Here is a 14,267-nt window from a genome sequence, read left to right as displayed (position 1 = left end):
TGGATAGCATATTTGCGACATATATCCCGCAAACTGCCTTCACCATTCAAATAACTGATAACGGCCCGAGTTTTGAGTTCTGCTGTATAAACACGATTGCGTTCACGCGACAAAAAAGCTGAGGGGCCCTCAGATTCGTACTGATCTATCCAATCGCTAATGGTAGTGATATCTACTTGTAATAATGCTGCTGCTTCACTACGTGTCATTCTACCTGAGAGGCATTTCTGGGTAACTCTGGTTTTCTCTTCTGCTGTTGCTTTTTGCTTATGAGGCATGAAAAACTCCCCCTATGATGACAGTTTTATTTTTTACTGTCTCTCATAAGGGGAGCATATCAAAGAACGTCAACGGGGATTTTTATGGAACAAAACAATTTACTTTAGCGCGGCACCTTCCACGACAATCTGTAACGCCCAACGGGCGGCATCGTAGAGGTCTTTTTCCTCGATGTATTCTTCCTTGGTGTGGCAGTTTTCCATGCCGACAGAAAGAACTACCGTGGGGACGCCGTAGGTGTTGAAGTGGTTGGCGTCCGAGCCACCACCAGATTCTTCCAATTTTACCGGGAAGCCGAGCTTTTGGGCGGCCTGGCTGGCAAGTTTTATGGCTGGGCAGTCTTTGGCAAGCTCATAGGGGCCGTAATCGGGACTTACCTCGGCTGTAATCTGGCAGCCGGTGGCTTTGGCGCCTTCTGTAAAGTGGTCGATGATAGCCTGCGTAATCTTGTCGAGCTTGGCCTTGTTGCGGCTGCGGCTCTCGTAGTAGATGTCGCAGGTATCGGCAACGACGTTGGTGGCACTGCCGCCGGCAATCCTGCCCACGTTGCAGGTGGTCTCCTCGTCGATGCGGCCCTGTGGGGCAGTGGCGAGCAGCTTGCCCGCGGCGATGATGGCATTGTTGCCAGATTCAGGCGCAACACCGGCATGAGCGGCTTTGCCCTGGATATGGATATGGAGCTGGTTCTTGCCCGGGGCCATGAAAGTCATGCAGCCCGGATGGTTATGGGTGTCGAGGGTGTAGCCAAAATCGGCATGCAACAGGCTGGTGTCAAGATTCTGGGAACCGTGGACACCGTTTTCCTCGGCAATGGTGAAGACGACCTGCAACGGGCCATGGGAGAGCTTTTGCTCCCGCAGCTGCCGCAAGGTCTCAAGGATAGCCGTGACACCGGCCTTGTCATCTCCGCCGAGAATTGTCGTGCCGTCGGAACGGATAATGCCGTTCTCGCGAATTGGATGCACGTCATCGCAGGGTTCCACGCAATCCATATGGGCGGTCAGCATTATGGTCGGCAAATCGCTATGGACGTCATCCGAGGCGGGAAAATCCGCTACGAGATTGCCGCAATTACCGCCGAGTTTTTTGCCAGCGTTATCCTCATGGACGATGCCGCCGAGCTCTGTCAGGCGCTTGGTCAGGATATCGCCGATTTCGCGTTCATCACGGGTGGAGCAGCGAATCTGTACGAGTTCGAGAAATTCATGCAGCACGTGCTGTTCATTAATCATATCAGACATCAAAAGACTTCCTTTCTGGAAACCTGCCTCAGAGCAGGAACATCAGCACAATGGCTGCGGCAAGACAGGGCAGTGCATTGCGTTTGGATACTTCAATTGGATTGACCTTGGCGAGGCCGGCGCAGATGATAGCGGCACCGGCAACCGGGGACATGGAGCGTCCCATAGCTCCGGCAATCTGTGCCAGCGAACCCAGGTCCATAATGGTCATGCCGAAGTGTTCGGCAAAGGGGGTAACCGCACCGTTAAAAGCAAAGGCGGCCGCATCGCCAGAGCCGGAAATGACGGCGATGAAGAAGGGGCCAAAGGTGCCAGCTGCAGCAGCAAGGGAAGAAGAACCTTTCATAAGGTCGGTGAGGGCTCCGGTAAGGCCTACAGCCGTCATACCAGTGGTGAATACACTGGCGCAGACAATGAGCCCGATGACGTCGCTATAGGCATCTCCCATGCCCTTGAAAAAATTGCGGCAGACTTTCTGGGCATCGCTCCAGGTGACCAGCAGGCCGAGGATGACGCCGATAAGCATGGAAAGGGGGACGCTGATTTCTGGCAGGATCCCAATCTGTTTGGAACCCAAAATCAAGAGGAACAGAGGAATCAGTGGAACTAAAGCGTGAATTGGATTGACTTTGAAATCTTCAAAGCTGAGCTTTTCATCGGCCTGCATTTTGGCCAGATAAATCTGGCTGCGCTTATCCGAGGCACCTTCGTTGCGCAGCGCGGCATAAATCGTCAGCATGATGACGCAAGCAAGGGAGGCGATGATGGAAGCCGGCGTTTCGTTGATGATGACGGTCATCATATCCGTGCCAGCCAAGTCAGCCACAAAGGGGTTGTGGGCATTGCCTGGGCTGATGGCACTGCCCCAGGTGCCAGCTAATACTGTAGCGGCAGCCATAGCCGGGTGAACGCCGGCGGCAATCAGAGTGGGGATAAGGATACTGCCTACGGCAGCTGCACAGCCCGATGCCGAAGGAATCGCCAGGCTAATCCACCAGGTAAGCAGAAAGGATAGTGGCACCAGCAGCGCACGTCCTTTGTGCAGAATTGTTGAGATGGATTGAACCAAGTGCTGGTCACAGTGGGTGAGTTTCATGACGTAAGAGAAACCCATGACGGTACAGATGGTGGGAACCAGGGAGTTGTTGACCATGGCTTTCGTGAAGGCCTTCATAACATCGCCGGGAAGGCCGCCAATCAGACACATGATGAGACCAGCGCAGAAAAGCACCAATCGGGCTTCGTACTTTTTCACAATCAGTACGAACGTGAGAATTACCAGTATTGCTCCTGCAATTAACATGATAAAACCTCCTAAATATAGTGAATGTTTTTGACAAAACAATTATACTATGAATATTATTTATCGCACAATACTAATCAATAATATATTTGCAGGCTTGTGATGGATGTTGGTTTTAAGGAGTTTGTAATCTTGTAACAAAGTACCAGCTTTTCCGGTTGCATAATCAAGGACGGAATGCTAAAATAGAAAAGAATGATTTGATCGGATACGTGTTTTCGGACACGAAGCATTTTCATTTTTTACTTTTGTTCGGACTATAATTGCGTCTTGCAATAGATATAAAAAAATATTTTTGGAGGTGTAATTTTTGGCTAAAGGAGCACAAAAACTACAGATTATTCCCTTAGGCGGTCTGGGGGAGATTGGTAAAAACATGACCGTTGTCCGTGTGGATGATGAGATTCTCGTGATTGATTCGGGCTTGATGTTCCCGGAAGAAGATATGCTGGGCATCGACCTCGTTATTCCGGATATCAGTTACCTGTTGGAGAATCGCGATAAAATTAAGGCGATTGTCCTGACCCATGGACATGAGGACCATATCGGCGCGTTGCCCTATGTCCTCAAACAGATTAACGTGCCGGTCTACGGTACGCGCCTGACGCTGGGCATCCTTGAGGGACGTCTCAAGGAAAATGGCGTCGATTCTAGCAACCTGCATTCGGTCATGCAGGGCGACATCATCAATGTTGGCTGCTTCAGCGTTGGGTTCATCCGTGTCAATCATTCCATTCCCGATGCAGTGGGTCTTTCCATTAAGACGCCGGTGGGCATGATTGTTCACACCGGTGACTTTAAACTGGACTATACGCCCATTGATGGCAAGATGACGGATTTTCGCCGCTTCTCGGACCTTGGCAACAAGGGCGTTCTGCTCATGATGGCCGATTCCACCAATGCGGAGCGGGCTGGTCATACGCCTAGTGAGAGCACGGTGGGAGCCTCCTTTGACAAGGCTTTCCACAATGCACGCGGCCGCATCATCGTGGCGACCTTCTCCTCGAATGTTCACCGCATTCAGCAGGTGGTGGATACGGCGGTGCGCTATAAGCGCCGCGTGGCTGTCTTAGGACGCAGCATGGTAAATGTCGTAAACATTTCGTTAGAGCTTGGCTACATCACTTGTCCGGAAGGGACGTTTATCGATATTGATGAAATCAATAACTTCCGGTCGGAGCAGGTGGTTATCGTCACCACGGGCAGCCAGGGTGAGCCTATGTCGGCGCTGACCCGTATGTCGGCTTCGGACCATCGCAAAGTTACCATTGTGCCGGACGATACGGTTATCATTTCGGCAACGCCGATTCCGGGTAATGAGAAGCTGGTTTCTAAGACCATTGATAACCTCATGCGCCTTGGCGCTAATGTGGTCTATGGCCGTGATAAGGGCGTTCACGTATCTGGTCATGCGAGTCAGGAAGAGCTCAAACTCATGCACAATCTCGTGCGTCCGAAGTTCTTCATTCCGGTTCACGGTGAGTATCATCATTTGGTACAGCATGCGAAATTGGCTCAGAGCCTTGGCATGCCCAAAGACCATATTTTCATGGGCGAAAACGGTACGGTTTTCGAGTTCACCCGGGATAAGGGCACCGTTGCCGGCAAGGTAACGGCTGGCATGGTCATGGTGGATGGTCTCGGCGTCGGCGATGTGGGCAACATCGTCCTGCGCGACCGCCGGCAGCTGTCACAGGATGGTATCCTGATTGTCGTCGTCACCATGGATAAGGCCAGCAACACAGTGGTAGCTGGGCCGGATATCGTATCCCGCGGCTTTGTCTATGTCCGCGAGTCCGAGGCATTGATGGATGAGGCCAAGGCCCGCGTTGAGCAGGCCCTTGACCGCTGTGAGGATGAAGGCGTTAAGGAATGGGCGGCCATTAAGTCCAATGTCCGCGATGCCCTGGGCCGTTATCTCTTCGAGAAGACGCGTCGTCGTCCGATGATTTTGCCAATCATCATGGAAATTTAATTAATGACAAGGCAATTAATCCCTCTGGTTTTAATCAGAGGGATTTTTTTTGCAGGAAACTATCCGCAGGGTGACGAATATTGCAATAATATCATATTGTTCGGCAAATTGACGCGTGACACATAAGTAGAGGTCCTTATCCGATTAGTTGTGCCCAATGGGCGGAGACAGGGAGGTACAAGATGGATCTGAAAAAGAAGACGGTAATATTCCTGAACGTATGTATTGCGTTCGCATGCCTCTGCGTTGGTATACTAGCCTACAAAAATGCCGATGATGCCTTTTCGGATGTATATATTGGCAAGGTCTCGGATGATGCTAGCCATCTTAGCATGCTGCTTGACAAACAATATCCCGGAAATTGGCAGATAAAAAATGGTAGACTGTACAAGGGCGATAGTCTCATGGAAGATTTGACGGATGGGATTGATGGTATTGCTGGGGAGGATGCGATAACCATTTTTCGCGGGAATACGCGCGTTTCGACGACGCTGAAACAAGATGGCAACCGTGCGGTGGGAACGCAGGCGGCAGAAAAGGTTGTCGAGGCGGTAATCGGCCGGGGAGAAAGATTAGCCGTTGAGACGGATGTGCTTGGGGTGCCATACTTTACCTGCTATTTGCCGATTGTTTCCGCAAGTGGCGAGCGGATTGGCATGTTCTTTGTCGGCGCACCCAGTGCGCCGGTAATCGAAGTTCAGCATCGGTTCGTTCGCAATATGATTCTTACCATCATTGTTTTGGTGCTGATTATAGGGGTGCTGGCAACTGGTATTATCGCCAACCAGATGAAGCGGATTCTCGAAGTGCAAAAGACATTAGCAGCCATCGCTGGTGGGGATTTGAGCGGTAGTGATATTACATTTAATGGACAGGATGAGATCGCTAAGCTCAGTCAAGATGCCAATACGATGAAGAATGCCATGAAGTCTATCATGGAAAATATTGCGTCTTCGGCGGAGCAGGTCGCAGGTGGGGCGAAGAATATCTCGGATTCGAGTATGGTTCTATCGCAGGGAGCGGCGCAACAGGCTTCTTCCGTAGAAGAGCTCTCGGCCTCCATTGCCGAGATTTCCTCCCAGACGAAAAGCAATGCCAATAACGCCGAACGGGCCAATGGCATAACCGTCGTTACGCGGGCTAATGCAGAAGCCGGCAATGACGACATGCTGCGCATGTTGCAGGCCATGGAGGAGATTAATACTTCCTCCGATGATATTTCGAAGATAATCAAAGTCATTGACGAAATCGCATTCCAGACAAATATCTTGGCGCTTAATGCTGCGGTGGAAGCTGCCCGGGCAGGGCAGCATGGCAAGGGCTTTGCGGTGGTGGCCGAAGAGGTTCGCAATCTGGCTGCACGCAGTGCCAAGGCCGCCAAAGAGACGACAGCGATGATTGAAAATTCCATTGCCAAGGTGGATAATGGACAGGTATCTGCCCACCAAGCGGCTGAGAAATTAAAGACCATCGTGGCCAATGTATCCGAGGTGGCAGATTTGGTGGAATCCATTGCAAAGGCCTCGAAGGAACAGAGCTTAGCCATTGAGCAGATTAATCAGGGGGTATTGCAGGTTTCCCAAGTGGTACAGGCCAATTCCGCTACCAGCGAAGAAAGCGCCTCGGCTAGTGAAGAATTAAGCCGTCAGGCAGAGCTCTTAAGCGATGAAGTGCGGAAGTTCAAAATCTGAGAAGGAAAAATTGTGCGTAAAATAGTAAATTCGTGAAAGAAAACCGTTGGCACCCGCTGGGGCTCGTGCCAACGGTTTTCTTTTGTGATAAAATTAGAAGGTGTTAATCGTTTTAGCGGAGGGTGTTGTTCATGATTCAGGATATAAGACCGCACAAGTTATACAATCAGTATCAGGCGGACAAAGTATGTCAGCCCGATGATGTGCTTATTTGTATCAAGGATAAGGCGATTCTAGCCGGTGGGGCGGAGTATCAGCTGCAGTTTCCTAAGCGTAAGGAGATAGCTGGCGATTTTGCCTGTCAGTACCTTTTTTCCTTGGATGAACAGGATTATTATCTGGTGTTTGCTGGGGAGGAGATAAAGGCCGAAGGCTATCGCTATGAGACCTTGCGCGATATTCGCTACCAATACAAGGGGCCGCGTCATTTGATGTATGCGGTGTATACGGCTTATCACCTGGCCATGTGGTATCGGGATAACCGCTTTTGCGGCCGCTGTGGCCATGAGACGGAGCATTCCGAGGTGGAGCGGGCGCTGGTGTGCCCTGACTGCGGCAATGTGATTTATCCCCGGCTGATTCCCGCTGTGATTGTCGGCGTCATTGACGGCGACCGCATCTTGTTGACGAAGTACGCCAACCGCAAGATGTCTTTCTATGCTTTGGTAGCTGGTTTTACGGAAATCGGTGAGACCCTGGAGGAATGTGTGGCCCGGGAAGTCATGGAAGAAGTGGGGCTCAAGGTTAAGAACATCCGCTACTATAAGTCCCAGCCCTGGGGCAGTGCTTTGGATATTCTGACGGGGTTTTTCTGCGAAGTGGATGGGGATACGACGATTCGTCTCGAAGAAGATGAACTCAAAGAGGGTGTTTGGGTAAAACGCGAGGATATCGAAGGCCAGGCTGATGATTTCAGTCTGACCCATGCGATGATGATGGCTTTCAAAGAGGGAAAGATTAACTAAGGCGTGTAAAATTTCATCTTGTTTAAAATGAGCATGGGCCGATACGGCTATGCTCATTTTGTGTTATACTAATAAGCACGATAGGAACGAAAACATTTTATTGCGAGAAGGGGATAGATAGATGGTCAGCAAGATTCCGTTTTGCCACCTTCATACACATACAGAATTCAGCCTGTTAGACGGTGCCAGCCGCATCAAGGAATTGGTTGCCACGACGAAAGAGCTGGGCATGGATTCCCTGGCTATCACCGACCATGGCGTCATGTTCGGTGTCATTGATTTCTATAAAGAATGCAAAAAGCAGGGGATAAAGCCGATTATCGGCTGTGAGGTCTATGTAGCGCCCACCAGCCGTAAGGAACGGCAGGAAGTTGGCGGCGTTAAATATTATCACCAGATTTTGCTGGCGGAGAATCAGACGGGCTATAAAAACCTCGTACAGCTCGTGTCGTTGGCTAATATCGAGGGCATGTACTATAAACCGCGCATCGATAAGGAACTTTTGCGCCAGTATCACGAGGGTATTATCTGCCTGTCCGCCTGCATTGCCGGTGAAATTCCCCGGGCGCTCATTCAGGACAACAAGGAAAAGGCCGAGGCGCTGGTTCAGGAGTATTTGGATATCTTTGGCCGGGATAATTTCTTTTTGGAAATTCAGAATCACGGGCTGCCTGAGGAGCGCAAAGCCAATGCCGGTTTGATTGAATTAGCCCGAAAGTACGATGTGGGCCTGGTGGCCACCAACGACTGCCATTATGTCAAACGGGAAGACAGCGAGTTTCATGACGTGCTGCTCTGCATCCAGATGGGCAAGACCATTGATGACCCGGACCGTATGCGGTTTAACAGCGATGACTATTATTTGAAGTCTCCAACGGAAATGGCCAATTTATTTCCCGATTATCCCGAGGCTATTTCCAATACGCAAAAGATAGCGGAGCGCTGCCAGGTGGATTTTGAGTTTGGTCATATCCAGCTGCCGTATTATCCGATTCCGGCCCCCTATGCCGACGATGAAGCCTATTTGCGGGCCCTTTGTGAGCAGGCGATGCCGTCCCATTATCCCGATGCTTCGCCCAAAGTCAAGGAGCGTTTAGACTACGAGCTGGGCATCATCCATCGGATGGGGTATGACAGCTATTTTTTAATTGTTTGGGACTTTATCAATCATTCCCGGGAAGTGGGGATTTCCGTAGGTCCGGGGCGTGGCTCGGCGGCAGGAAGTATTGTCGCCTATCTCTTGGGTATCACCAACCTGGACCCGCTCAAATACGATTTGCTCTTTGAGCGCTTCTTGAACCCGGAGCGCGTGACTATGCCGGATATCGATATTGATTTTTGCTATATTCGGCGCGAAGAGGTCATCGACTACGTCAAGGAGCGTTATGGCTATGACCATGTGGCCCAGATTGTCACCTTTGGTACCATGGCGGCTAAAGGTGCTGTTCGCGATGTGGGCCGGGTGCTCAATATGCCATATGCCCAGGTGGCCGATATTGCTAAGCTCATACCCAATGAGCTCAAGATGACCTTGGACAAGGCCTTAAAAGAGTCCAAAGAGTTTAAGTCCATGTATGACACCATCCCTGAGGTTAAGCGGCTCATCGATCTTGCCCGCAAGGTGGAGGGGCTGCCGCGTCATTCCTCCACCCATGCTGCTGGTGTTGTTATCGCCCGGAATCCGCTGACGGATTATCTGCCCGTTTCGGTTTCCGATGGGACGCTGGTGACGGAGTTTGACAAGGATCATGTGGAAGAACTCGGGCTCTTAAAGATGGACTTTTTGGGCCTTCGCACTTTGACGGTTATCAGCGATACCTTGGCCAATATCCAAAAGACCCGTGGGGAAACCATCGATATCAACAAGATTCCCTTGGAGGATGAAGCAACGGCCAAGATGCTCTGCGAGGGGCGGACCGGTGCGGTGTTCCAGATGGAGTCATCGGGCATGACCCAGCTGGTCAAGGATTTGGCTCCCCGAGGCTTTACCGACCTCATTCCGACGGTGGCCCTGTATCGTCCGGGGCCCCTGGGCAGTGGCATGGTGGAGGACTTTATCGGCGGACGTCATGGCCGCAAGGAAGTTCAATACATGCATCCACTGTTGGAGCCAATTTTAAAGGAGACCTTTGGCGTGGTGCTCTACCAGGAGCAGGTTATGCAAATCGTTCAGGTGCTGGCAGGCTTCACCTTAGGACAAGCTGACCTTTTGCGCCGTGCTATGGGAAAGAAGAAACACGAAATCCTGATGGCTCAGAAGACAAATTTCCTGTCGGGCTGTGCCAAGAACAACATTGAACCGGGTCTTGCCAATCGGATTTTTGATTTGTTGACCCATTTTGCCGATTACGGGTTCAATAAATCCCATAGTGCCGCTTATGCTTTAGTGGCTTGGCAGACAGCCTACCTCAAAGCCCATTATCCCTCGGAGTTTATGGCGGCCATGCTTACGAGCATCATGGATACCCAGAAGGTTCCTACCTATATCGAGTTATGCCGCCGTATGGGGATAAAGATTCTGCCGCCGGATATCAATGCCAGCTCGGCGAATTTCAGCGTTGATGGCGAGGCGGTGCGCTTTGGCTTGGCGGCGGTGCGCAATGTGGGCGAAGCGGCGATTCAGGATATCACTCAGGCCCGCCAACAGGACGGCCCTTTCAAGTCGCTGGTGGACTTTTGCAGCCGGGTGGATATGGGCAAGGTGAATAAGCGCGTCATCGAAAGCCTCATTAAATGCGGGGCCTTTGATACCTCCGGGGCTAAACGCAGCCAGCTGCTGGCTGTGTTGGAGCAGGCCGTAGGTGAAGCCCAACGTCAGCAAAAGGATGCGTTAAATGGACAACTAGGACTGTTCAGCGAAGAGACCATGGGAGAAGCTGGCGAACTCAAGCTGCCGAATATTGAGGAGATTTCCGAGGCAGAACGCCTGGAGTGGGAAAAGGATACGACGGGGTTTTACATCACCGGCCATCCCTTGGACCAGTTCCGCCGCAAATTGGCAAACCTGCCAGAAATTGCCACCCTTTCGACAGGAATTGTGAAGGATAAGCAGGTGGTCCGGGTGGGCGGCATGCTGACGGAGCTTAAACGCATTACTACCAAGAAGGGGGATACCATGTGTTTTGCCACGCTGGAGGATTATACCGAGCGCATGGAAATCACCGTATTCCCCCGGACTTTCTACGAAAATGTCAATCTGTTGGTGCCGGATATGGCCGTGGTCATTCAGGGCAAGGCTGACATTGCTGACGATGGAGTCAAGATTTTGGCGGATAAAATCTGGTCCCTTCGCGACTATCAGCCCGAATATTATCTGCAGCTTCCCGAAGGGGAAACGGCGGCGGATACCAAAGAGAAACTCAAGGAGATTCTGGCGGCCCATCATGGGCAGCTGCCGGTTTATATCCATCAGGGCCGTTGGCAGAAATTAGGAGACTCCTTCTGGGTAGATGACAGCGAAGAAGTGTTGACTGAGCTTAAGAAACTTTTGGGAGATAAAGCGGTCAAAAAGCGCTAAGACCTTTGATTTGCCAAGGGAAAAGGCAAATGTTACAATAAGATGTATGTATCATAGGGGAGGAGAGTCCCCTAGGGAATGGAGTGTATTTTTTTGAATAAGGCAATTCAGAGGAGAGTTGCAGTTTGTTTGGTAGGCGCAGGAGTATTTCTCGGAACGCCGATGCAGCTGGCAATTGCCCAGCCGGCCAATCCGGTGATGCATCCAGCGGCCAAAGTGGTGAAGCCCACTGCGAAGGATTTGGGAATCCAGGTGTTACCCAACGATGCGATGCCGAACCTTATGGCGCGCTCAGCCATCCTGATTGAGGCGAAGACGGGAAATATCCTTTATGCCCGCAATAAAGACGAGCGCCGTTTTCCGGCCAGCACCACCAAAATCATGACGCTGATTATTGCGCTGGAAAAGGGAAATCTTGACGATATGGTAACGGTTGGGGCCAATGCTGTAGGGCTGGAGGGTTCGTCGTTATATTTGGAAAAAGGCGATAAGATGCCCCTACGGGAACTTCTGACAGGCATGATGATGCAGTCGGGAAATGATGCAACGGTGGCGGTGGCTGAGCATATTGCCGGTTCTGTGCCGGCTTTTGCCAAGATGATGACGGATAAAGCCCGGGAAATTGGTGCAGTGGGGACAAATTTTGTCAATGCCCATGGTTTGCCGGATGACAATCACTATACTACGGCCCACGACTTGGCACGGATTACGGCTTATGGCTATTCCCTGCCAGAATTTGAGTCCATTGTAAGCGTTCAGGATGCGGACTATAATTGGCTCCGCGACCCGTCTAAGCATATTACCAGTGAGAATAAACTGCTTTGGCAGTATCGGGGTGGCAATGGTGTAAAGACCGGCTATACCGAGCGGGCTGGACGCTGTGTGGTTTCGGCGGCAAAACGGGATGGCGTTCAATTGATTGCCGTTGTCCTCGATGACCCAGTGATGTGGACGGATGCCTATGCCATGCTGGATTACGGCTTTGCGCATACCCGGCCCAGCTCCTTCTGCAAAGCAGGGGAAGAGGTGGCCAAGACAAAGGTGGCCGATGCCCGCATTGATGAGATGACCCTGGTGGCTGCTCGGGATTCGGTAATTGGGATATTACAGGATGAAAATCCCAAGCTCGAAAAGAAAATCGAAGTGCCGGATGAAATTAGTGCCCCCATCAAAAAGGGCGATGTTGTCGGCAAGGCCATCTGTTATGCGGACGGCATTGTCGTGGATCGGGTGGACTTGTTGGCATCTCAGGATGTGGCCTATCACACCTTTTGGTCGGATTTCACGGGCTGGATTACGAAGTTGATGAAAGGATTGTTCTGATGCAGGAACGCTTGCAGAAGGTTATCAGTCAGGCTGGGATAGCTTCCCGGCGGGCGGCGGAAAAAATGATACAAGAGGGCAGGGTTAAGGTAAATGGCAAGGTCGTAACGGAACTTGGCGTAAAGGTTGACCTTGCCCAGGCAGATATCCGCGTGGATGGCAAAAAAATCGCCTCGCGGCAGCGCCATGTCTATTTTCTGCTCAATAAGCCCAAGGGCTATATTTCTACCGCTAAGGATGAGCGGGGCCGCTCGACGGTATTAGACTTGCTGCCGGAGGTCAAAGAGCGCATTTATCCGGTGGGAAGGTTGGATAACAATACCGAGGGTCTGCTTATCCTCACCAATGACGGTGCCTTGATGAATGGGCTGCTTCATCCCAAATACGAGGTGGAGAAGACCTATGTGGCCCGCATTGCTGGGGAACCGGATGAGCTAAAGTTGGATCGTCTGCGCCAGGGAATCCGGTTGGAGGATGGCATGACGGCGCCCGCCAGGATTCGCCTGTTAGAACAGGGGGGGGGACAGAGCCGGGTGGAAATCTCCATCCACGAGGGCCGCAACCGGCAGGTCCGCCGCATGTTTGCGGCCATTGGTTCCGATGTGAAGGCCTTGAAACGCATAAAGTTTGCCGGGCTTACTTTAGAGGGAGTTGGCCGTGGAAAACATCGGGAGCTTACGGCAAAAGAGCTTTCCGCATTGTATAGATTGGCAGGATTGAAAGAATGAAACAAATCGTGGTAGTAGGTGCCGGGCCCGCCGGAATGATGGCCGCCATCAAGGCGGCCGAAAACGGTGCGGAAGTGGTAATCCTTGAGAAAATGAAAAAGCCCGGTCGTAAAATGATGATTACGGGCAAGGGGCGCTGCAACCTCACCAATGCAGCCGATGTGCCCGAAATCATCCGCAATATCCATGGAAATGGACGGTTCCTCAACAGCTCGATGCGCGCCTTTGACAATCAGGATGTCATCTACTTCTTCGAGGGGCAGGGCGTGCCCACCAAAGTGGAACGTGGCAACCGTGTTTTCCCCGTCAGCGATAAGGCTCAGGATGTGGTAGATGCCATGGTGGAACGCCTTCACGAATTAGGGGTGACCATTGAGACGGACACTGCAGTAAAAGACATCCTGACCCAGGATGGAAAAATAGCTGGCGTCCGCACCAAGACCGGTGCTATCTACAAGGCTGAAGCGGTGATACTCTGCGTTGGTGGTGCCTCCTATCCGGGGACAGGTTCGACTGGGGACGGCTATGCCATGGCTGAGGCCTTAGGACATACTATTGCGCCTGTTCGTCCATCGCTGGTACCGTTGGTGGCCGAAGACGATTGGGTTAGGGAGGTTCAGGGGCTTTCCCTGCGCAATGTTCGCGGTACCCTGCGGGTGGATGGCGAAAAAGTCGCGGAGATGTTTGGTGAGATGATGTTTACCCATTACGGTGTGACCGGGCCCATTATTTTGTCCATGAGTCGGACGGCTTCGGAATATCTGGCGGAAGGGGATTCTTTTGTGGAACTATCCATCAATTTGAAGCCGGCACTCAGCGAAGAAAAACTGGACGCTCGTATCCAGCGCGATTTTGAGAAATACCAGCGCAAGCAGCTGGCCAATGCCTTGGTGGATTTGTTGCCTCATAAACTCATCGGGCCGGTTCTCGACAGTGCTTTTTTGGCACCGGACAAGCCGGTTCATCAAATTACGGTGGAAGAACGCCATCGTTTGGTGGAGACGCTTCAGGATTTGACGCTGGTTATTACGGATACCCGTCCCCTGGCTGAGGCAATTGTCACCGTAGGGGGCGTTTCGGTGAAGGAAATCAATCCGAAGACAATGGAATCAAAACTCGTCCCAGGCTTGTATTTTGCTGGGGAAGTCGTCGATGTGGATGGCTATACTGGCGGTTACAATCTCCAGGCAGCATTTTCCATGGGGGCGGCTGCCGGCAACTGGAGCGTCTGGAATGATTGAATAA

The 14,267-nt window shown here is 51.6% G+C and carries 10 protein-coding genes; 7 read left to right on the top strand and 3 right to left on the bottom strand.

Features of this window, described 5'->3' with window-relative positions:
* The 3 genes from BLQ36_RS13255 to dcuC form a co-directional block, all read right to left on the bottom strand.
* A partial coding sequence (locus BLQ36_RS13255) for a helix-turn-helix domain-containing protein (protein WP_143558707.1) occupies positions 1–278 on the bottom strand: 278 nt, incomplete at its 3' end.
* A 99-nt stretch (positions 279–377) separates the two neighbouring features.
* Complete coding sequence (locus BLQ36_RS07580; RefSeq protein ID WP_074515039.1) at positions 378–1,511, bottom strand: M20/M25/M40 family metallo-hydrolase; 1,134 nt, start codon at positions 1,509–1,511, stop codon at positions 378–380.
* A gap of 37 nt (positions 1,512–1,548) precedes the next feature.
* Positions 1,549–2,823 carry a C4-dicarboxylate transporter DcuC gene (dcuC, locus tag BLQ36_RS07575; RefSeq protein WP_074515020.1) on the bottom strand — a complete coding sequence of 425 codons (1,275 nt, stop codon included), beginning with the start codon at positions 2,821–2,823 and terminating at the stop codon, positions 1,549–1,551.
* Between the two features lie 376 nt (positions 2,824–3,199).
* Here dcuC and BLQ36_RS07570 point away from each other — a divergent pair, with 376 nt between their 5' ends.
* The 7 genes from BLQ36_RS07570 (at position 3,200) to BLQ36_RS07540 (ending at position 14,263) form a co-directional block, all read left to right on the top strand.
* On the top strand, positions 3,200–4,798 hold the full coding sequence (locus BLQ36_RS07570) for a ribonuclease J (protein ID WP_296785398.1): 1,599 nt from the start codon (positions 3,200–3,202) through the stop codon (positions 4,796–4,798).
* 182 nt (positions 4,799–4,980) lie between these two features.
* Positions 4,981–6,489 carry a methyl-accepting chemotaxis protein gene (locus BLQ36_RS07565; protein ID WP_074515017.1) on the top strand — a complete coding sequence of 503 codons (1,509 nt, stop codon included), beginning with the start codon at positions 4,981–4,983 and terminating at the stop codon, positions 6,487–6,489.
* Positions 6,490–6,620: 131 nt separating this feature from the next.
* Positions 6,621–7,454, top strand: coding sequence for an NAD(+) diphosphatase (nudC, locus tag BLQ36_RS07560; RefSeq protein WP_074515016.1), 834 nt, complete (start codon positions 6,621–6,623; stop codon positions 7,452–7,454).
* Between the two features lie 121 nt (positions 7,455–7,575).
* The gene (locus BLQ36_RS07555; protein ID WP_318260949.1) at positions 7,576–10,971 is read left to right on the top strand and encodes a DNA polymerase III subunit alpha; all 3,396 of its coding nucleotides are present in this window, start codon (positions 7,576–7,578) and stop codon (positions 10,969–10,971) included.
* 93 nt (positions 10,972–11,064) lie between these two features.
* The gene (locus BLQ36_RS07550; RefSeq protein WP_318260948.1) at positions 11,065–12,294 is read left to right on the top strand and encodes a D-alanyl-D-alanine carboxypeptidase family protein; all 1,230 of its coding nucleotides are present in this window, start codon (positions 11,065–11,067) and stop codon (positions 12,292–12,294) included.
* Positions 12,294–13,022 (top strand): pseudouridine synthase, encoded by a 729-nt coding sequence (locus BLQ36_RS07545; RefSeq protein WP_074515014.1) that lies wholly within the window; start codon positions 12,294–12,296, stop codon positions 13,020–13,022. Before BLQ36_RS07550 ends, BLQ36_RS07545 begins: the two co-directional genes overlap by 1 nt.
* Positions 13,019–14,263, top strand: a complete 1,245-nt coding sequence (locus tag BLQ36_RS07540) for an NAD(P)/FAD-dependent oxidoreductase (RefSeq protein ID WP_074515012.1) — start codon at positions 13,019–13,021, stop codon at positions 14,261–14,263. The genes BLQ36_RS07545 and BLQ36_RS07540 overlap by 4 nt, the downstream gene beginning before the upstream one ends.
* The last annotated feature ends 4 nt before the right edge of the window (positions 14,264–14,267 follow it).

The sequence above is a fragment of the Selenomonas sp. WCT3 genome (assembly GCA_900100835.1).
Taxonomy (GTDB): Bacteria; Bacillota; Negativicutes; order Selenomonadales; family Selenomonadaceae; genus Selenomonas_A; species Selenomonas_A ruminantium_E.
Note: the sequence above shows the minus strand (reverse complement) of the source record. Positions and strands in the feature narration are given on the sequence as shown.

Coding starts and splice junctions, on each gene's coding strand:
- nudC (WP_074515016.1), top strand. CDS start 6,621: ATGATTCAGGATATAAGACCGCACAAGTTATACAATCAGTATCAGGCG.
- dcuC (WP_074515020.1), bottom strand. CDS start 2,823: ATGTTAATTGCAGGAGCAATACTGGTAATTCTCACGTTCGTACTGATT.
- BLQ36_RS07545 (WP_074515014.1), top strand. CDS start 12,294: ATGCAGGAACGCTTGCAGAAGGTTATCAGTCAGGCTGGGATAGCTTCC.
- BLQ36_RS07540 (WP_074515012.1), top strand. CDS start 13,019: ATGAAACAAATCGTGGTAGTAGGTGCCGGGCCCGCCGGAATGATGGCC.
- BLQ36_RS07570 (WP_296785398.1), top strand. CDS start 3,200: ATGACCGTTGTCCGTGTGGATGATGAGATTCTCGTGATTGATTCGGGC.
- BLQ36_RS07565 (WP_074515017.1), top strand. CDS start 4,981: ATGGATCTGAAAAAGAAGACGGTAATATTCCTGAACGTATGTATTGCG.
- BLQ36_RS07580 (WP_074515039.1), bottom strand. CDS start 1,511: ATGATTAATGAACAGCACGTGCTGCATGAATTTCTCGAACTCGTACAG.
- BLQ36_RS07555 (WP_318260949.1), top strand. CDS start 7,576: ATGGTCAGCAAGATTCCGTTTTGCCACCTTCATACACATACAGAATTC.